Annotated in this window: 21 protein-coding genes and 1 tRNA gene; 13 read left to right on the top strand and 9 right to left on the bottom strand. The window is 37.6% G+C overall.

All coding sequences use genetic code 11. The features are described from left to right. Positions 1–154 precede the first annotated feature (154 nt). Positions 155–742: a hypothetical protein gene (locus A5849_RS07880; RefSeq protein WP_002329249.1), complete on the top strand. Its 588-nt coding sequence runs from the start codon at positions 155–157 to the stop codon at positions 740–742. A gap of 222 nt (positions 743–964) precedes the next feature. Here the strand turns inward: A5849_RS07880 and A5849_RS07885 are convergent, their stop codons facing one another. The 4 genes from A5849_RS07885 to A5849_RS07900 form a co-directional block, all read right to left on the bottom strand. Beyond that, positions 965–1,330, bottom strand: coding sequence for a TIGR02328 family protein (locus A5849_RS07885; RefSeq protein ID WP_002306607.1), 366 nt, complete (start codon positions 1,328–1,330; stop codon positions 965–967). 77 nt (positions 1,331–1,407) lie between these two features. Next, positions 1,408–1,653 carry a helix-turn-helix domain-containing protein gene (locus A5849_RS07890; protein ID WP_002306609.1) on the bottom strand — a complete coding sequence of 82 codons (246 nt, stop codon included), beginning with the start codon at positions 1,651–1,653 and terminating at the stop codon, positions 1,408–1,410. A gap of 69 nt (positions 1,654–1,722) precedes the next feature. Beyond that, positions 1,723–1,977: a hypothetical protein gene (locus A5849_RS07895; RefSeq protein WP_002306610.1), complete on the bottom strand. Its 255-nt coding sequence runs from the start codon at positions 1,975–1,977 to the stop codon at positions 1,723–1,725. Positions 1,978–2,133: 156 nt separating this feature from the next. Then, positions 2,134–2,457 carry a hypothetical protein gene (locus tag A5849_RS07900; RefSeq protein ID WP_002306612.1) on the bottom strand — a complete coding sequence of 108 codons (324 nt, stop codon included), beginning with the start codon at positions 2,455–2,457 and terminating at the stop codon, positions 2,134–2,136. A 172-nt stretch (positions 2,458–2,629) separates the two neighbouring features. Here A5849_RS07900 and A5849_RS07905 point away from each other — a divergent pair. Beyond that, positions 2,630–2,703, top strand: a tRNA-Ile gene (locus tag A5849_RS07905). A gap of 513 nt (positions 2,704–3,216) precedes the next feature. Here the strand turns inward: A5849_RS07905 and A5849_RS07910 are convergent. Both A5849_RS07910 and A5849_RS07915 read right to left on the bottom strand, forming a co-directional pair. Further along, positions 3,217–3,720, bottom strand: a complete 504-nt coding sequence (locus A5849_RS07910; RefSeq protein ID WP_002306614.1) for an isochorismatase family cysteine hydrolase — start codon at positions 3,718–3,720, stop codon at positions 3,217–3,219. 39 nt (positions 3,721–3,759) lie between these two features. Then, on the bottom strand, positions 3,760–4,569 hold the full coding sequence (locus A5849_RS07915) for a Cof-type HAD-IIB family hydrolase (RefSeq protein ID WP_086310031.1): 810 nt from the start codon (positions 4,567–4,569) through the stop codon (positions 3,760–3,762). Positions 4,570–4,913: 344 nt separating this feature from the next. Between A5849_RS07915 and A5849_RS07920 the strand changes: the two genes are divergently transcribed. The 9 genes from A5849_RS07920 to A5849_RS07960 all read left to right on the top strand — a co-directional run bounded on the left by A5849_RS07920 (position 4,914) and on the right by A5849_RS07960 (position 10,981). Beyond that, the gene (locus A5849_RS07920) at positions 4,914–5,771 is read left to right on the top strand and encodes a glycosyltransferase family 8 protein (protein ID WP_002329245.1); all 858 of its coding nucleotides are present in this window, start codon (positions 4,914–4,916) and stop codon (positions 5,769–5,771) included. Further along, a complete protein-coding gene (locus tag A5849_RS07925) occupies positions 5,764–6,666 on the top strand; it encodes a glycosyltransferase family 8 protein (RefSeq protein WP_002306618.1) in 903 nt (300 codons plus the stop codon). The genes A5849_RS07920 and A5849_RS07925 overlap by 8 nt, the downstream gene beginning before the upstream one ends. Before the next feature lie 32 nt (positions 6,667–6,698). Further along, a complete protein-coding gene (locus tag A5849_RS07930; protein WP_002291264.1) occupies positions 6,699–7,049 on the top strand; it encodes an iron-sulfur cluster biosynthesis family protein in 351 nt (116 codons plus the stop codon). 48 nt (positions 7,050–7,097) lie between these two features. Beyond that, entirely contained in the window at positions 7,098–8,021 is a 924-nt protein-coding gene (locus tag A5849_RS07935) for a magnesium transporter CorA family protein (protein WP_002309159.1), read from the top strand. A gap of 79 nt (positions 8,022–8,100) precedes the next feature. After that, complete coding sequence (locus tag A5849_RS07940; protein ID WP_002306620.1) at positions 8,101–8,994, top strand: SDR family oxidoreductase; 894 nt, start codon at positions 8,101–8,103, stop codon at positions 8,992–8,994. Between the two features lie 37 nt (positions 8,995–9,031). Next, complete coding sequence (gene amaP, locus A5849_RS07945; RefSeq protein WP_002306622.1) at positions 9,032–9,595, top strand: alkaline shock response membrane anchor protein AmaP; 564 nt, start codon at positions 9,032–9,034, stop codon at positions 9,593–9,595. A gap of 11 nt (positions 9,596–9,606) precedes the next feature. After that, entirely contained in the window at positions 9,607–9,795 is a 189-nt protein-coding gene (locus tag A5849_RS07950; RefSeq protein WP_002291274.1) for a DUF2273 domain-containing protein, read from the top strand. Between the two features lie 12 nt (positions 9,796–9,807). Then, the gene (locus A5849_RS07955) at positions 9,808–10,707 is read left to right on the top strand and encodes an Asp23/Gls24 family envelope stress response protein (RefSeq protein WP_002345122.1); all 900 of its coding nucleotides are present in this window, start codon (positions 9,808–9,810) and stop codon (positions 10,705–10,707) included. 31 nt (positions 10,708–10,738) lie between these two features. Then, positions 10,739–10,981, top strand: coding sequence for a GlsB/YeaQ/YmgE family stress response membrane protein (locus A5849_RS07960; RefSeq protein ID WP_002291278.1), 243 nt, complete (start codon positions 10,739–10,741; stop codon positions 10,979–10,981). Between the two features lie 287 nt (positions 10,982–11,268). On the opposite strand, the gene A5849_RS07970 is transcribed toward A5849_RS07960, so the two are convergent. Beyond that, on the bottom strand, positions 11,269–11,640 hold the full coding sequence (locus A5849_RS07970) for a hypothetical protein (RefSeq protein WP_002306626.1): 372 nt from the start codon (positions 11,638–11,640) through the stop codon (positions 11,269–11,271). Between the two features lie 609 nt (positions 11,641–12,249). Between A5849_RS07970 and A5849_RS07975 the strand changes: the two genes are divergently transcribed. Both A5849_RS07975 and A5849_RS07980 read left to right on the top strand, forming a co-directional pair. Then, positions 12,250–16,725, top strand: a complete 4,476-nt coding sequence (locus A5849_RS07975) for an LPXTG cell wall anchor domain-containing protein (RefSeq protein ID WP_086310032.1) — start codon at positions 12,250–12,252, stop codon at positions 16,723–16,725. A 168-nt stretch (positions 16,726–16,893) separates the two neighbouring features. Next, the gene (locus tag A5849_RS07980) at positions 16,894–18,357 is read left to right on the top strand and encodes a helix-turn-helix domain-containing protein (protein WP_002306630.1); all 1,464 of its coding nucleotides are present in this window, start codon (positions 16,894–16,896) and stop codon (positions 18,355–18,357) included. A 121-nt stretch (positions 18,358–18,478) separates the two neighbouring features. On the opposite strand, the gene A5849_RS07985 is transcribed toward A5849_RS07980, so the two are convergent. Beyond that, positions 18,479–18,712 carry a helix-turn-helix transcriptional regulator gene (locus tag A5849_RS07985; protein ID WP_002306632.1) on the bottom strand — a complete coding sequence of 78 codons (234 nt, stop codon included), beginning with the start codon at positions 18,710–18,712 and terminating at the stop codon, positions 18,479–18,481. 8 nt (positions 18,713–18,720) lie between these two features. Continuing rightward, positions 18,721–19,194, bottom strand: a complete 474-nt coding sequence (locus A5849_RS07990; RefSeq protein WP_002306633.1) for a DUF2975 domain-containing protein — start codon at positions 19,192–19,194, stop codon at positions 18,721–18,723. Positions 19,195–19,231: the final 37 nt, after the last annotated feature.

Genomic DNA, 19,231 nt, shown 5'->3' on the forward strand with positions numbered 1-19,231 from the left:
ATTTTTTTATTTAAAAATAACTATGTTATGTATTATGAAAGTTATAAGAGTTTTTAAATAAAATTTAAGAACATTTAGAAATTATTAAGCTTTAACTGAAAATAAAAAAACGAAATGTTATTATTTTAGTCTGTTTTCAGGGGGGGATAATCTTATGATAAAAAAACTATTTTTACTATCAACATTAACACTAGCAATGGCAGGTTGTTCTACAACCGATTCGGCAACTGAATCAACAACAGAAACAACTGAAGACACGACAGAAGAGGTAAAAGTTGAGACGATCACAGAAGCCGAAGTCGACGAAGCACGGGAACGCTGGGCAGAAGCAATCATAAGTATCGGTAAAGCAAGCGAAGAAGGTATGGAGGAAGCAACAGAAAAAGCAGAAGAAGTCATCGAGACATTGTATGCATACGACGAAGGTGCTGTGCTTTTTAAACCAACTAAAGCTGCAGAGTTACCATTCAGGGCAACAAAAGAAGAAGCACTTTCTTATTTCGTTGGCGGTGATATCAGCGAAGATTCTGGTTTTGCGTTAGAACCTTGGACAGACATCCGCTTCGACAATCATGAAACGATCATCGATACGGATTCAGCAATCGCATCAGGAGAATATTACTTTACTTCTGGGAAAACGGGTGATGAAACAAAAGTAGAATATACTTTCGGATTTATACGTGATGACGAAGGTAACCTGAGAATCAACTTGCACCATTCGAGCTTACCCTACGTTGGTTAAGACTTTTTCGATGAGTAAAGAGTAGAAGAGTTTTTCATGTTATATTAGAGCGTGGGACAAAAGTAAAGAAAAACTTTTGTCTCACGCTCTAAACATGTGTAAACGGCGGAAGCAGAAGCAACTCCTTCGGAAATAAGCTGAAATTCACAAAGATTTGAAAAGCAATTTTCGTGAATTACCTCTTATTTCTTGGAGTTAAACGCTTCTATCCCAGCCTCTTTTTTAGGTAAGATAAATTCCTTTTTGCTCCAAATTTGCTAAACACTCTGCTAGATACACTTCATCATGTTCCGGATAAATCGGAACGCTACGTTCTACAGTAGGCAAATCAAAAAATGCTTCGCATGATTTGCCACGGTACATAGGATCTGTCCATTCAGGTGCTGGGCTGTAGCCACGCTTTTCCATTTCGTCCATGACAAGTTGATGATATTGAAATAATTTATAAGGAGAATAGTGGAAGACATAATCTACAGTAGCGTGTTTCTTTCCCCAACCATTTCCTCTTAACGCACAGCATTCTCGATGTTGTCCTAAAAGCTGCTGACGAGGAAGCTTTGAAATCAATTTTTCATGCCATAAACGCATAGATACATCTCCTTTTTGTACATAGTTTGTTCACTTTAAACATTAAATGAAAAAACCAGCACAATGGCTGGAAAAAATCATTTCAGTTTGCTTGCTGTTTCTGAGCGACCAATCAGGTAGTCAACGGAAATATCGTAAAAGTCGGCGATGTAGATCAATTCAATGATACTTGGAATTTCTTCCCCTTGTTCGTATTTACGATATTTGAATAAAGGAATACTTAACGCGCTAGAAACAGCTACTTGGGATAAAGATCGGCCAGTTCTTAAAAAATTCAGACGACAACGTAAAGTATCCAGTAAAATAGCTTCTTCGATACTCATTTAATCACCTTTCATCATAATAGGATAGTTGTAATGACCATAGAAAGCTACACAAGCAATCAATAGGACTCAATGTTTTTTATTTAAACGTATCAAATAAAGAATGACGATTAATAGAGACAAAACCAACCCTGATAATTCTTCTACAAAAACACTATCAGGTTCAAAGTAGTTGTAATTAAAAACCTTCCACATAAAATAAATAACCGGAAGAGTCAAAACAGCTAAATAAAGCCGTTCTTTGTTCCAATGCATAAGATAAAAAATAATTGCGATCAGGACGACCGAAGGCAACCAAAACAAAACTCTAACCAACGTAATCATGTAACGGACTCCTCAACGTTTCTTCTAATAAAAGATAACATGTTATTGCATACATCACAAATGAAATGCTAGGAAAATCAAAGAAGAATAGACCGATGAAAAAGCGGAACAGCTCTCTGCTCATACGCGAGAACTGTTCCGCTAAATACAAGTTATCTATCTAGAAAAAATCAATGGATTGATATTTAAGTAATTCAATACATATAAAAAGAGGACGATTGCATTCATTAAAAAGGAAAGAATGATGATCCCGTAACGAATAGAAACATATTTAACAAATATTTCTGTCTGGACACGTGCATATTTTTTTCCTTTGTAGCTGATTATCATGATGAGAAGGAGAAGGGTGATCACACCTTGGAAAATCATTCCAACAAACAGGACTTCTGAACTTTGATGATTGTATTGGAGAAAGTAAGCTGCTGCCGCAACCAAATCGAATAAAATCGCAATAAATGGCAAAATAATCACTCCTAGCATTGAGAATTTTTAAAAGAATAGCATTTCTTCTAAAATAAGCAAGTAAAAAATAGTCAAGTTTCAAGTCAAGTAAATAAGAATAAATATATCATATTATTTATATTTTGAAGCTTGTGAGCGTCTATAATTCGTGCTATAGTTAAAAAGTAACTAAAATATATCTCATGATGATGTACCTTTAGCTCAGTTGGTTAGAGCAGACGGCTCATAACCGTCCGGTCGTAGGTTCGAGTCCTACAAGGTACATAAGAGGTTGTGAAAAAGCTGCCCTGCATCAACTAATAAGAACAGCCAAGTAAAAACAGCTTCTTATGTTTTTAACTTGGTTGGACTTATTACCGCAGATGCAAGCTTTTGAACACCGTTTAAGGAAGAGGTTGTGAAATCAGCGTTTTGACCTGAGTATTAGAGAAACAAACGGAAAAATAGTTCCTCATATTTTGCCGTTTGTTAAGCTAATACCGAGAGTCAGCTGATTGAACACCATTTAAGAAAGAGGTCGTGAGCCTACCGTTTAACTCTGAGTCACAAGGAGCAATTTCAAAAAACAGCTTCCCATGTTTGTTGAATATTGTGACTTGTGACTGAGGAGTTGGCAGGAGAACACTGTTTACCAAGGTGTCATGGAAAAGCCAATATACTTTTGTAGAAAAAGCACGTAAGACTGAAAACAGTTCTTCGTGCTTTTTCTTTTTTATTTGCTTGCTAAATGATAATAGAACTTATATAAAGAATAGACTGTAGCATACGTGTGACTGTCTATTTTTTAGGTTCAATGATCGAAACATTGAAATCTTTCAGAAGTTCCAACGCAGATTCTCCATGTTTTCTACTAGAAACTAACGTTGGATCAACAAAAAAGTCAGCTTCAGGAAACGCACTCTGCAAGCCTATCAAATTAGAGAGCACACATAAGTTTGTTTCGATCCCAACCACTTCGATCTCTTTTTGTTCTTCTTTGCTTTCAAACAAAGTCTCCTTGATTTCAGCTAAAGTTTCAGGGGGGATCGTAAAGTAATACTTTTTGATCACTCGTTCATTTCCTTGGGGAGAAAGAAGAGGGATCAATTGCAAATCTTCCCGTTCCTCTTCTTTGTCCTTCAGTTCGACTGGAATATCCCGTGTGAATAGAATATATTCCTTGTTTTTGCGTGCTTTAGCTAATCGTTTAGCAATGCGTTCCGCCAATTGGTCTGATTCTGGAATATAAAATTCGCTATTTGGATCAAGAATATGATTTTGCATATCGATAATAACTAACATTTTCTTTCCTCCTACGTTCATGACGTCATTTTTTTATTTTCAATAGAAGTTTTTTAAAATATAAGCAACCCCAGCTTCCTCATTCGTCAGTGTTACTTGGTTTGCAATTTCTTTTACTTGCCGCTGTGCATTCCCCATCGCAATACTCAACCCACTATAATTCAACATAGCAATGTCGTTTTCTTGATCGCCAAAAGCCATGATATCACTCGACTCGATTCCAAGGTAATCCGCCAGAAAAACAAGTGAATGAGCTTTAGTGATACCTGTAGGCGTGATTTCTAAGAAATGCGGATCAGAGAATACTGAATTGATGCCGTCTGCTTGCAGATCTCTTTGTAACTTCTGTAGTTTTTCTTCACTCTTATCTGTTAACGCTAATTTAAGATAGCTAAGAGAAGGATCTTCTAACATACTTAAAATTTGATCAAAAGAATGATTCTGCAGATTGAAATGTTCATAATAGGGGTCGTCTTTGACAAGATTTGACTCATCGAATGTCAGCTGATCATCTTGGGTTTCTCGGCTGGCAATAATTGAGATTTTTGCTTCTTGAGCATAGAAGAAGGCTTTTTTCAGAGTATCGATATCTATTTTCGAACGTCTGAGAACCTTTGCCATCTTTCCATCCTTCATTTCAGCAATCAGCGAACCATTGGAAGAAATCAAATAGCCGCCGATCCCTAATTCGGAAAAAATATCTTTAACAGAAATGCTGTTCCTTCCTGTAGCTACTGTTACGATTCCGCCATTTTCATCAAATTTCCGAAGTGCCTGGATATTTTCTTCTGGTATCTTTCCATTTCGATCAAGCAAGGTACCGTCTAAATCAATCGCTGCTAGTTTCATTTTATCTTCCTACTTTCTTTTTACATATCTATTTTCCTGTTACCTTAAGATTAAATGAGAAATTAAAAAAATGAAACTAACTTGCTTTGCCGTTATGAATTTTTTCAAAAAACATTCTTAAGAAAAAGGTGGCTATATATAGTAGTTTTTGGTCAATACCTTTGAATAAAAAGCCATGAAAAACGAATAGTTAGCGCTTACCAATGCGTTTTGTAATAAAAAAATTTTAAAATATTCAATGAAAACAAAGCATATATTTTGCTTTAAAGCCAAATGAGGAATATTCTAGATGTAGAACAGGTTAGAAAAAGATTAGAAAAAGATTAGAAAAAGGAGTGATTTTGATGGAGAAGAGATACGGCGTAGTTCCTGTGGTGACTGCTTCAGACGAAAATTATGCTCCTTACTTGAGCGTGATGATCGCAACTGCATTAGAAAATTGCAATAAAGCAAGACGCATAAAATTTTATGTGATTGACGATGGTCTATCAGAATATAGTAAACAAGGATTGGAAGAAACGGTAAATAAATATTCAAGTAATGCAAGTATCCAATTCCTGACAGTGGAAAAAGATATCTACGAAGACTTCCTAGTCAGCGACCATATCACAACTACCGCTTACTTAAGAATTTCTTTACCCAACTTATTAGCTAAAGAGGATTATAAGAAAGTCCTTTACTTAGATTCAGATGTGTTAGTGCTAGACGATATCGTAAAACTATATGATGAACCATTAAATGGAAAAACGATCGGCGCCATTATCGATCCAGGACAAGTGAAAGCATTGGAAAGATTAGGAATAGATTCCGATGACTTGTACTTCAATTCAGGGGTGATGGTGATTGACATCGATCAATGGAATAAAAAAGAAATTACAGAAAAAACTATCCATTATTTAAGTGAAAATGGTGATCGAATCATTTATCACGATCAAGATGCTTTGAATGCTGTCCTTTATGAAGATTGGGAACAACTTCATCCAAAATGGAACATGCAGACTTCTTTGATTTTTGAACGACACCCAGCACCAAATGAAAAATATGAACGTCTGTATAAAGAAGGAAATGAAAAACCTTCAATCGTTCATTTTACAGGACATGATAAACCTTGGAATACGTTGAAAGATCATCCGTATACCAATTTATACTTAAAAAAATTAGCACACAGTACTCTAACGAAAGTAGGCGAGATCAATGAATAAAAAAGAAATAGCAGTAGTCGCAAGTTGTAACACAAAATTCGTACCGCATTTAGCTGCGTTATTTGTCTCAGTATTAGATAATTGCAACCCGTCTAAATTTGTTCGGTTCTATGTGATTGACGACGATATCGATTTTGAAAGCAAACAGCTTTTACGTTTCTCAGTGAAAAATGCACGAATGAATTCAGATGTAGAATTTTTGAAAATTAATAAAGAATTCTTTACAAATGTAGTAATCAGCGATCGTATTCCAGAAACAGCTTATTACCGCATAGCGATTCCGGAATTGTTCCGCGGCACGGAAGTTGAACGTATCTTATATATGGATTGCGACATGATTGCTTTACAAGATATCTCTAAATTATGGCGTCTTGACTTCGGTGATTCAATCGTAGCAGCTGTTGAAGACGCTGGGTTCCATCAACGATTAGAAAAAATGGAGATTCCAGCTAAATCAATGCGTTACTTCAACTCAGGATTGATGCTGATCAATGTAAAAAAATGGTTAGATGAAAATATTACGCAAAAAGTATTAGACTTCATCGAACATAATCCAGAAAAATTAAGGTTCCATGACCAAGATGCATTAAATGCAATCTTACATGATCGTTGGCTTCCGCTTCATCCGCGTTGGAATGCACAAGGCTATATCATGGCTAAAGCAAAGAAACATCCAACAGCAGCAGGTGAACGTGAATACGAAGAAACACGCAACAATCCTTACATTATCCATTTCTCAGGACATGTGAAACCTTGGAGCAAGGATTTTGAAGGACCAACGAAGAAATATTACGAAAAATATGCAGGGATGACGGCGTTCCGTTGTGTGGCTAAATTCCCTAAATATCCAAAATATGCAAAAATTCAACAAAAAACAGACGTAGTTGTTAAATAATACAAGACTACAACTGAACAGGGGGAGTAGGAATGGAAATTACACTGTCTAAAAATGCAGTAGAGACGTTAATCGAAAAAGTGGGGGAAAATACAAAAATTGCACTCGCTCTCATCAATGATTCCGATCCATTTTTAAGGGATAAAGGTGCTTTTGCAAAAGGCAGCTTTTTCCAAATCATTCCTTTTGTTTCGGAATTTGGAGAGTATGCAACAAAAATCGAGCATCCTTTACTGGAGATCTATACATCTAAAGTAGAACAAAGTTATTTCGGTAAACGACTAAACATGGACTTTAATAAACAGCTTGACAGCTTCTCATTAGAAAATGAAAGTGCAGTACTCGATTATAATATCAAATTAAAGAACTGCTTCTTCAGCTAATCGTTTTTGAAAAGTCCAGAAAGGAGGTATACATTGAGATACTACTTTGTGGATGATGAAAAGAAAGTCACAGAAACAGATGAAAACAAATACAATTGGCTTATTCTCGATAATAAAAAGCCAGAAGAGATCCAGCAGGCAATCAAAGAATTCGAGCTTCCAGATGATATTTTCGTAGGCACGGAATATCCGGAAGAAGTTTCTCGGATGGAGCGCCTTTATGAGACCAAATTAGCGCATCCATTTTCTTTGGTTGTGATCAATCTGGATCAGTCAGATAATCGTATCGAAAAAAAATTGACACCGATATCTTTTGTACTTTCCGATAATCTCTTGATTACATGTATTGATAGAAAGACCGATTTCGTGGATCGCTTGCTGACAAAGCATGGAGATCATTTAAACTCGTTTGAAAAGATCATCACGTATACATTACTGGATATTTATACCCATTACGTGAAAGAACTAAGAGAAATGAAGCATAGAATTGACGCTTTGGATAAAGCAGCTCGTAAAACGACGGAGAATGAGGAACTGTATAAACAGGCAGATCTTGAAAGAGACATTGTGTATATCGATCATACCTTAAGAGATCAGCGGAAAACGATGAATCAATTATGGAATTCTGAAACGTTTATCAAACGTTTAGACGATGAACAGTTGCTTTATGATGTCCATTTGAGGCAGCGCCAAACAGAAAAAATGATCGAGATCTATCGAGACTTATTGGAGAGTATTGGTGATTTATTCAATGGGATGATGGACAATAATCTAAACCACATCATGAAATATCTAGATTCAGCTGCACTAATCATCTCCGTTCCGGCGTTGTTTGCAGGGATTTGGGGAATGAATACAGGAGGGTTGCCGGGTAAAAGCTCTGCTTTAGGATTTATCCTCGTAGTATTCGGCTCTTTGATAGCAGCGGCGGTTTTAGGCTACCATCTATACCGAAAAGATTATACGAATTAAACAAACTATTTAAAACAGGTATCAAACAAAGAAATTTGTTTTGGCAATACAATTTAGAAAAACTAGGAGGAATACAGCAATGACAGAACCAAAATTAATCGATCCGCGAAATCTGTACCATACGGAGAAATTTCCTAAGCAAGATCAGGATACGCCAGCTTTACAACAGAACATGATTCCTGTTCCTGATTGCGGAGAAGAATCCTATGAGGGCAGTAATCAGCTGGAAAACCGACGTGTACTCATCACTGGTGGCGATTCAGGGATCGGTCGTGCAGCAGCGATTGCATTTGCTAGAGAAGGTGCAGACATCGCTCTTCAATTCTTCCCAGGAGAAGAAAAAGATGCAGAAGAAGTAGCTAAATACGTCAAAGATGCAGGACGTAAAATCGTCTTACTACCATTTGATCTTCGTGATGAACAAGCACCTAAAGAAATCATTGAAAAAGCAGTAAGTGAGCTTGGTGGGCTAGATACGATGGTATTGAATGCAGGACAGCAAATTTCTTGCCAGTCCATTGTTGAACTGCCACTTGAACAAATCAAAGACACATTCATGGTCAACATCATCGCTATGTTTGCTTTAGTGAAAGAAGCAGTTCCGCATATCCCAGCAGGAGGAGCGATTGTTACAACAACATCTGTCCAAGCCTTCAATCCAAGTGAACATTTATTGGATTATGCAGCAACAAAAGCTTCAATCGCTAACTTTACGATTGGCTTAGCAAAACAACTTGCTCCTAAGGGAATCCGTGTAAATGGCGTAGCACCTGGTCCAATCTGGACACCGCTGCAACTAGACGAAGGCCAGCCTTCTGATTCAATTCCTGAATTTGGTCAGCAAAGTTTACTAGAACGTGCAGGTCAGCCAGGAGAATTAGCACCGGTCTATGTCTTCTTAGCATCGAATAAAGCAAGTTATGTCACAGCTCAAATCTACGGAGTAACTGGTGGAGAAGCGATCAACTTATAAAAAGTTGATCGTTTCACCCCTATGAGGAGGTGCGAAAATGAATAAAGGAGTAAAAACGCTTGGAGTGATCGGAACGTTACTTTTGCTATCTATACTTTTGTTTGCGATACTATTAAGTGCAGCCTATCCACTGCCTTTTCAATTAGAGAAGTTTCGATTCTTTTCCATCACTAATTCATATGTGCAACAATATGTATTCTGGCTTGCTGTTGCATTTGCTATTTTGACGATTATCACGTTGCTTGTTTTCTTGTTTTATCCAAAAACGATCGGAACCTTTTTACTGAAACATGGTGATGGGGAGTTGACGTTGGATAAAAAAGCAATCGAAGGAATGGTTCGTTCTCACTTGCATGAAGATGAATTTATCCATTCACCAAAAGTAAATGTCAAAGCAACGAAAAACAAGATCGCCGTCAATGTAAAAGGGGAGTTGAAACGAACTTCAGCACTCATTGGTAAAACGGGAACATTGATGAAAGAAATCGAAAACGAAGTACAACACATATTAGGCACAAAAGAGTCAGTGAAAGTATCCGTGAAATACACAGGCTTTGAAGAACCAGCTAAACAAAGTAATGACCGCAAACGAGTAGAATAGGGGGGACCAAAATGAAAGAACTATTTTCGACATACAAGCTCCCTATCATCTTTGGGGTACTTGGGTTGATATTAGCCGTTTTATGGATAACCGTCGGCTTTTTCAAGACTTTATTGATCTTGATCATGGCCGCTATCGGTGTCGCTATCGGTTTTTATTTGAAACAAACGAAAATCTTAGATCACTATTTTAAATCTTAGGAGGAAACATCCATGAATAACAAAAATAATAATAACAATAAAATGAACAACCAAAAACCAGTGTCTGCACATCCAGACCCAACGACACCAAACCAATCAAATGGTGTGAACGATGAAAAGAACAAAACAGCACCAGTATCTGCACATCCAGATCCAGTCGTGCCAAATGTTCAACAAGGTGTAGAAGAAAAGAAACATGACGCAGAAAAACATGCGCCTCATCATCCCGGCTCTCCAGAATCTAAAGTTCCAGAACAACATGATGCAATCGATCCTTCTAAACCATTAGAGGAACAAAAGCACCCTTCTGATCATGCGAAAGCACAAGAAAAACTTGGTTCTGAACACTCAAATGGACAAGAAAAATTTGGTTCACAACATACAAATGACCAAGAAAACCATGGCTCTGAGCAGGAAGATTCGATGCGCGGTGAGTTGAATTATGAAGACAAAGTGGTGCAAAAAATCATTGGAATCGCAATTGAACAAGTAGACGGTTTATTATCTGCAAACGGTGGTTTCTTCTCTAATGTGGCAGGAAAACTTGTGAATACAGATAATGTAACGGCTGGGATCGAAACAGAAGTCGGTAAAAAACAAGTAGCAGTTGACATGGATATCATTGTGGAATATGGCAAAGATATCGAAAAAATCTTTGAAGAAATGCAAGAAGTAATCGGCAAAGAAGTAAAAAATATGACACACTTAGACGTCATCGAAGTTAACGCTAACGTAGTGGACATCAAAACAAAAGAAGAATTTGAAAAAGATCAAGAAACAGTGCAAGACAAAGTAACTGACGCAGCGAAAAAAACCGGTGAATTTGCTTCTAATCAAACAGATAAAGTAAAATCAGCAGCTGGAAGCGGCGTTGAAAAAGTAAAAGAAAATACAGAGCCACGCGTTCAGTAATAAGGAAGCAAAACATTAGGAGGAACGAAACATGGGATTTATTTGGTCACTTATCGTCGGAGGAATTATCGGAGCAATTGCAGGAGCAATCACGAATAAAGGTTCTTCGATGGGGATTATTGCAAATGTCGTAGCAGGTTTAGTTGGATCAGCACTTGGCCAAGCATTATTAGGTTCTTGGGGACCAAGTATTGCAGGAATGGCAATCGTACCATCATTGATTGGTGCCATCATTTTAGTACTGATTGTCTCATTTTTTGCTAGAAAACTGTAAAAAGACTTTTAATAAAAAGGTCGTGAAAAAGCTGTTCTGCATCAAGTAATAAGAACAACCAAACAAAAATAGCTTTTCATATTTTTCGTTTGGTTGGGCTTATTATCGAAGATGCAAGCTTTTTATTCGAAATAAGGGGCTGTGACAAGATTTTGTCATAGCCCCTTGTTTGTGTGGGTAAATTCCCAATTAGATTTTTAAAAGTTTTTTAAAGAAAAACCAGTATGTTGACCAGTTTTTCCTTAATTGTGTCTTTATTGATACAGAGAAGCTTTCTCCACCTTTTTTTAATAAAACAATGTCTCCCTAAATTTTCTTGAGAGAGGGAAGGTGAACATACAAAATAGTACGACCACTTGAAAGTCCCAGATGATCCACAAATGAATCGTATGATACTGATGAAGTAAAAAGCAATGGATCAGAAACTCAAAGAGATTGAAAAAGACAAGGAAGAAATAATATCTCTTTTTTACTCTTGTCTGTTTTAGCCAATAATAGCTCGTAAAGTAATCTAGACAAACAAATAGAAGTAAACAAAGTTTCGTAAGAGCAGTAATCGCATCATGTTGCTCAGCTAGACGATTGACGAGCAGAAAGAATGTTGGTAATGGAATATAGATCACGAGTAATGAAAGAAAAAAGTAAACGATGAATGGCATACTATTCCTCCTAATTGTGTGAATTCGTCCTCATTTTAAAATAACGATATTTGTTTGTGAAGCTTTTTCGTGTCGTAACAAATGTTATCTAATGTATTTTTAAATAAATAATCATTATTATCAAATTAACGTTAAAAAGAAAAATGAGTAGTGGATCGTTGTTATTCGAAACATTCTGTCAAAAACTCCATATTAAATGGTAAAAAGTGGCATTACATAATAGAAAGAACCCCTTTACAGTATAAATGTGGGAGTTTGCTCCCGCATAAAAACAAAAAGAAAGGAGTGGGAGACACCCAGTTACGATTATTGGGGAGAGAACTACATATTCAAAGATCGTAAGAAGGGGAACAGAAGCAATTCACGTACAATGCTGACCGTCAAGTTTGTCACAACAAATGATCGTTAGGTGTTTAGCAAAATCAATACTATTTGATCGATCAGACTTGTGTCAATTGAGCAAAAGCTACGGAGGTTAGAAATAAGCAAATCTATTTTTACACGATTTATTTATGTTTAAGACAAGAAAATAGCATACCTTCTTTGCTGACGGTTTAAAGCAGATCGCTTTTGATCTGTATAGGAAAAATAAAGGAGGTAAAACGTTCATTGAAAAAAGTAAAAAAATTATTGACTAGTACACTATCGTTGGGACTGGTTCTAGGGAATATGGGCGGTACCGTAGTAGAAGCCGCCTCTGCCTTACATTCGATTGAATTACCAGTATTAAGGCAATTGCGCCCTCAGGAAGAGAAAGAACAGGAAGAAACAAAGAAAGAGGAAAACAAACCACGAGCATCTACCTTGCCACGATTACCCATAGAAACACAAGAAAAAGAAGAGTTACGAATGGAGAATGTCCTTCAGGAGTCACGACTAGCTAGATGGTCACGTGAAGAAATAGAAAAAGAAGCATTTAATTTTGCTGCACGTTTGACCGAATATAGGTTGAATGAGGCAATGAAAAAACATAATCATTCTTTTGTAAATGGGGAAATGATAGAAATTCATTTTGTACCAACTGTTGACGACATATTTAATACGCCCGAAGGTATTCGTCCCAATTTTCCTTCTAATGCGCTTCATAACAATACAGTGGTTATCTGGCCCAATGGGGGTGTAACTATTGATAATTCTATTTCTTATACAGAAAGTGGGAATTGGAGATATGAATTGTCAACCAGTGGTGGCGCTAATGCAACTCAATCAATGACTCTAACTAGAATAGGAAATCAACAAAATTTAGGCACAGAAACTATGGGAATATGGATAGGCCTTTGGCTAAGTTTTAACAGCTCCGGCGTAGACTACGCAGAATCCGTAAAAACAATAAACTTCCTTTCTGCAGCACAAGCTATGGGAGACATCAAAGTCGAAGCAAAAACAGGTCCGCATTCTTTATGGGAAAATGATGCCCTTCCTGATCCTTCTGATTATGTGACGATTGATCGTAGTAATGTCAAATGGGATCTGAAGACAGAATGGGAAACTCCGCCTAGAATGGATATAGTAGGTACTCAAAATACTAGAATCAAAGTAACTGAAGATACTTCTGGCAGAACGACTACTGTAACTGTGCCGATCACCGTTCAGGCCAAAGCACTACAAATCACTGGGAAGGCTGGTCCGCATTCCATTTACGTGAACGAAGCAATCCCTAATCCTGCTGACTACTTTGACGTGAGAGATCCTCTTGGACAGACACATCAGTTAGAGTGGCTCGATGCTGATACGAGTTCAGCTGGTACGAAAACGTGGCGGGCAAAAGCAACAGCTGCTGATGGACGTGAAGCCTCTGATTCCATCACGATGGATGTCCTTCCTCAACCAGAGGTAGAACTAAAATTACAGAATGTGGAAGATCGACATCTCGGTGGAAATTATCCTACACTTTCTTCTTCCTTCCGTGAATATATCCAAGAAGCGACGATGGAAGGGCAAAAACTTGATACAGCTGATTTAGAGTTTGTCGCCGCTGAATCAACAGAGCCAGATTATTCTATCGTAGGAGAACAGCCGCTCAAACTGACTGTTCAAACGAGGCATCCCGTTACGAATCAGATAATCAAAGGAACAGCTGAAACAACAGTCAATATTCGTTGGGGCGACACGTTCTTATTGAAAGCCCATGATGGACGATCAGCTGGAGCATACGCTTTCCAGTTGAGGAATGGGAATAATGCTCGAATCGTGGCAACTCGAGGATTAGATTCTCCTCTCGATGAACGGATTGGTCTTGAAGATTCGTTGTATTACTCTATTGAGGTGCTACGAAATGACCGACAAGCTTATTACCATGAGGTGCCGGGGAGAGCTACTCTACAGCAAGTGATCACGACATTCGGAAATGGAAATGGATACCTTGATGTACAGTTGGGCGATATCATCAATATTCACCATCCACAAAAGAGTGCAGGAAGCTCAGTCTTGATGGTAGAAGAAGAAGAACAGGACTTCACTTACGGAACAGATAACGCCTATTATCGTGTCACAGCTTTCGGATTTGAACCACTTCCTGTACTCCCTGATCCGGCTATCCAACTGAAATTGAAGCCAATGGAAGAACGTACATTAGGAGAAACTTCTGCGTCACTGGCAAGTACGTTTAAAAATTATATCGAAGAAGCCACTTTTGAAGGGGAATCAGTTGCGATCGAGGATTTAGAATTCGTCGCAGCAGAATCAACAGAGCCGACGAATACGATTGCTGGCAAACAAGATATTCGGATCACGGTACAAGCGAAACACCCGATTTCTGGGGAGACGATCAAAGGAACAGCCGAAACATCGGTCAATTATCTTTGGGGAGATACATTCATGATCAAGTCAAGCGAAGGTGGCTCAGCAGGTGCTTATTCCTTACATCTAAGAAGTGGGAATGCAGCTAGATTAACCGTTACCAGTGGGTTGCCTTCAGCATTAGATGAACGGGTCGGTACGGAAGAATCGATGCACGCCTTGTATTATTTTTTGGAAGTCCTGAGAAACAATCAGTCAATCTACAATTATGAGGTACTTGGTAGAGGAACTCTGCGGCAAGTGATCAATAACTTTGGGAACGGGAATGGCTACTATGATGTACGATTGGATGATGTAATCAAGATCTATCACCCACAGAGATCACCGAACAGCTCAGTTGTCATGATCGATGAAGAAGAACGGGATTTCACTTATGATTCCGAATATGCTTATTACAGAGTGACTGCATTCGGACTAGAACCGATTCCAGTGATGGAAGCAGAAGGGACTTCGCAAACATTCTCTTTGAGAGATGACGTCAGCACATTAGATGTCAAAGAACTAGTCAAAGATGTCACGATCAATCATCAAAGTATCTCAGAGGATCGTTACACGATCGAACAATTGTCAGAGATTGACACAAGTACAACTGGAAAACGAACGACAAAAGTAAAGATTACGATGAATGATGGGTTAGCTGAAACCGAAATCGAAGTGCCTTATGAAGTACAGTGGGGAAGTACATTCGTTCTTCGAGGACTGGAAGAAATGACCGTAGGCGCGTTTAGTTTATTAAAAGAAGGCGATCAGTTAGCAATCCATGCTTCTCCTGGTTCAAGTAACACGGACTTGAATCGTCCAGTGAACAATCCGTTCGGCAGAGGAATCTATTATGCCATCGAAGTGCTGGAAAACGACACGCGAAAATACAATTATGAAGTAACAGGGAATACCTTGATCCGTCAAGCAGTAAACGGCTTCAACAACGGGCAGCCGTTGGCAGTCAATGTAGGAGATACCATCAAAGTCTATCATGCGGAGACACAAGGAAGAAATCTTCTGATGATGGATGAAATGGTCAGAGATTACACTGGTGGTTCTAATTATGCCTATTATAAAGTAACAGAAGAAGGGTTTGAGCCGTTTACAGATATCAAGGCTGATCCGATTTCACAAGAACTGCTGTTAGGACATGAGACGAATACAGTGAATCCGGCAGAATTGATCCAAAATGTGACATTCAACGGACGTCCGCTAACGAGTGATCTTTATACGGTGGAACAATTGTCTAACTTCGATACGACAACAGTGGGAGAAAAAGGGGTTCGTGTGAGAGTAAGCACGACTGATGGTACTGGGTTCACAGAAGTGAAGATCCCTTATGTAGTGAAATGGGGAAGTACGATCCGAGTCAAAAACAATGACGGCGCAACGATTGGCGCATTCAGTCTAATTAAACAGACAAATCCGAACAATCAGAATACTCAAATGATGATCCGAGCATCTCAAGGTGTGGCAAATACAGAGTTGTCCAAAGTAGTGCATGATTATTCCGATCGATCGATTTATTATCAATTCGATGTGATGAACAAAGATAATACCACTAGCAGATTCACATATGATGTAACAGGAAACCGAACGATCGAACAAGCATTGTCTCGATTCAATAGTGGACAGCCATTGAATGTCAACATAGGAGACATTGTCAGGATCTATCATACGAAAGAGTTTAGACGAAATATGTTGATGGAAGATGAGCAGGAGAAGAACTTCACTTACGGTTCTCAATATGCTTATTATGAAGTCACAGAATATGGGTTCGAACCAAGCGGGAAAATTGATGTAGAAGCTAATAAAGTAGAAATCCCACGAGGTGCAACGGATCTCGATCTTAAATCATTTATCAAAAATGTAAAAGTAAATGACAAGGTCATTCCAGAAAATCTTTATACAGTCTCTTTAAATTCTGAAATCGACACATCGACTCCTGGTCGGAACAATGTCGCAGTCAACGTGACGACTGACAGTTCTTATGGCGGTTTTTCAACAGAATTGAATATGCCGTATGAAGTACGTGATCACACGACGGAATCCAGTACGAATGAATCACAAAATAATAACACGAATAATGATGGAACAAGCGGCAGTACGGAACGAAATGAAGGAACGACACCAAGCATCCAAGATGATCCAACAACAAGTGCAGATAATGAATCTTCACTGAATATGCCACAAACCAATGCAACTAGGAATACTGCATGGACGTTGATTGGTATCGCGTTAGTAGCAGGCATAGGGGCGATTGTTGTGAGAAGAAAAGCAAAAGAGAAAGTTGAAAATCAATAACCGTTTTTTGCTTAAGTAAGAAAAAATAGTTCTCAAAGTTCCTATTCCTAAAACAGATAAACGATATAATATAATTAAAGGCACTCAATAAGGGAAACCGACATTGAGTGCTTTTACATTTATCTATCAGGATGTATCAAAAGGATTTTGTTAGAAAGGGGTGGAAACATGTTGAATCTTCTCTCAAAAAAATTACAACGTCAGTTGAATCTGTTAGAAATACTATTCGAGGAGGAACGTTGCCGTCTTAGTCAATTGGAAAAAAGATTGGCAAGTTCTGGAAAAACATTGCGGAACGATTTTATAGAAATCAATACATATTCTTCCGATATCCAAATCGTCACTGATCGGGATGCTGGTGTGACAGCTATATTTTCACCTGCTTTCACAAAAGATCATATTTATCAGATCGTGATCTCCCAATCTACTGAATATAAATATTTAGAAACCATACTGCTACATCCAAAAGAGAATTATTTAGAATTAGCAGAGTATCTGTTTATTTCAGAAAGTACATTGCGAAGAATCGTAAAGAAAACCCAATCAAAATTAAAAAAATACGATTTGAGGATCAAAGGGTTGACTCGGATTGTCGGAGAGGGTCAGGTGATCGACGGTCTTACAGCTCGTTTGCTGATGGAAAAGTATCCTTCTCCTGCTAGTATTTTTAATCGTTCTTTTAGCGAAGCAATTTATGACGTGGTTATCCTATTTTTAAAAGAAAATCAGCTGTATGAGGTAGCAAAAAATGATCCGAAAACCTTATGTTTTTTACATTTTTTTATTGCTTGTCGTATACAACGATTCAACAAAAATAAAATGGAAATGGAGCAAAAGAAAATCAGCTGTTTCACCTTTTCATTCTTGGAGAAAAATCACTTGAGCCATTTTTCTTTGCCATGGGAAGAAAAAATCTGGCAGTGGATATTTGATACAGAAGTCATCCATACTGCTTTGAAAATAAGAAATGCAAGCGAGCAAAGAAAGTATCATTTTTGTATCAGTAATTGTTTAATGACATGGATGGATTGCTTGGAAAAAAAATATCAGTTGGAATGTGAGAACAAAGATCTGATCGTTCAACGATGTAAAGAGATACTGACACAACCACGATTTCCAGAATATATCCTAAATGATCCAAGCCAGACAACGATAGTCGATCCGCCGATTTTAGCCTGTTTATATGAAGAACTGAAGGGCAGGATGGTTGATGACTGCAGAGAAAAAGGATACGTCATCCCTGAACTCGATTCATTTGTTCGCCATGCTATCTTAGAAATTCTTTTCGACTGGCCGTTATTGCTATCATACATTGAAGGGAAAGAAAATAAATTAAAAGCAGTGATAGTCATAAATACAAGAAAAAAACAGGCGGATTACATAGCAAAAAGATTGCAAAAAAAATTGGGAGACTATTATCAATTTAGTGTCATGCCAAACTTTAATCAGAAAGAAAAGAAATCATATCATCTAGATATCGACTGTATTATTACAAATGTAATGATTGATGATGAGACAAACATTCCGGTCTTCGGTATTTCTCTATTTCCAAATCAACGTGAGATCCAAAATCTTCTCCATTTTTATCAGGAGAAGTACCAAGTAGTAGAAGAAAAGTCTCTCTACGTGTAAATACGTATCTATAGACAACAGGATATTCCATCAAAATAAAATATCTGAGTAATAGATGTAATGACCGCTAAAGTTCTCGTACATCTATTATTCAGATTATTTTTTTACTGATTGTTATGTTTTATATTCCTTTTTTTGGTATAGGATCGGGGTCTTTTTGGTAACTTAATAAATCCCCCGGTTGACACTCTAATACTTCACAGATTTTTTCGAGGGTAGAAAAACGGATAGCTTTTGCTTTTCCGGTTTTTAGAATAGAGATATTTGCCATCGTAATACCCACTTTTTCACTCAATTCTGTTACACTCATCTTTTTTTGAGCCAATACTACATCTAGATTAACGATAATAGCCATGTCGCACCTCACACTGTCAAATCATGATCTGTCTTAAGTAAAATCGCGTGTTCGAGCAGATTTTCCAACACGCTTGTCAAAGTGTATACGGCAAAAGGAATGAATACGACAGCAATTCCTACCAACATCAAACCAGGAGCATCATCTAAATCAGCCACTTTCAAAAATTTAGGAAGCAAGCCGAAAAAGGCGAAGCCAATAATCAAAATCGTTCGTTCGATTTTTTTGAGAATGTCCAAGCTTTGATTGGAAAAGGCCTGGTTTTCTTCGATTTGTTTCAACAGTCTCAATAAGAAATAAGCAATAATAATCCCTAAGAGAAGGGCGAAGTAGATGACAGAAACGAATAAAGTCGTCTGCCAATCAAAAGTGAATCCTTTTTCGCTTGTAGCAATCTGAGTATAAAAAAGTATACCGAATAAAATAAATACGGCACTTATACCTAAAACAACAAACTTTAATAATAATGTTTTTAATTTCATTTTTATCCCTCTTTTATCTTTGATAGCTAAAATATAG

This window comes from Enterococcus sp. 10F3_DIV0382, assembly GCF_002140245.1.
Taxonomy (GTDB): Bacteria; Bacillota; Bacilli; order Lactobacillales; family Enterococcaceae; genus Enterococcus_B; species Enterococcus_B lactis.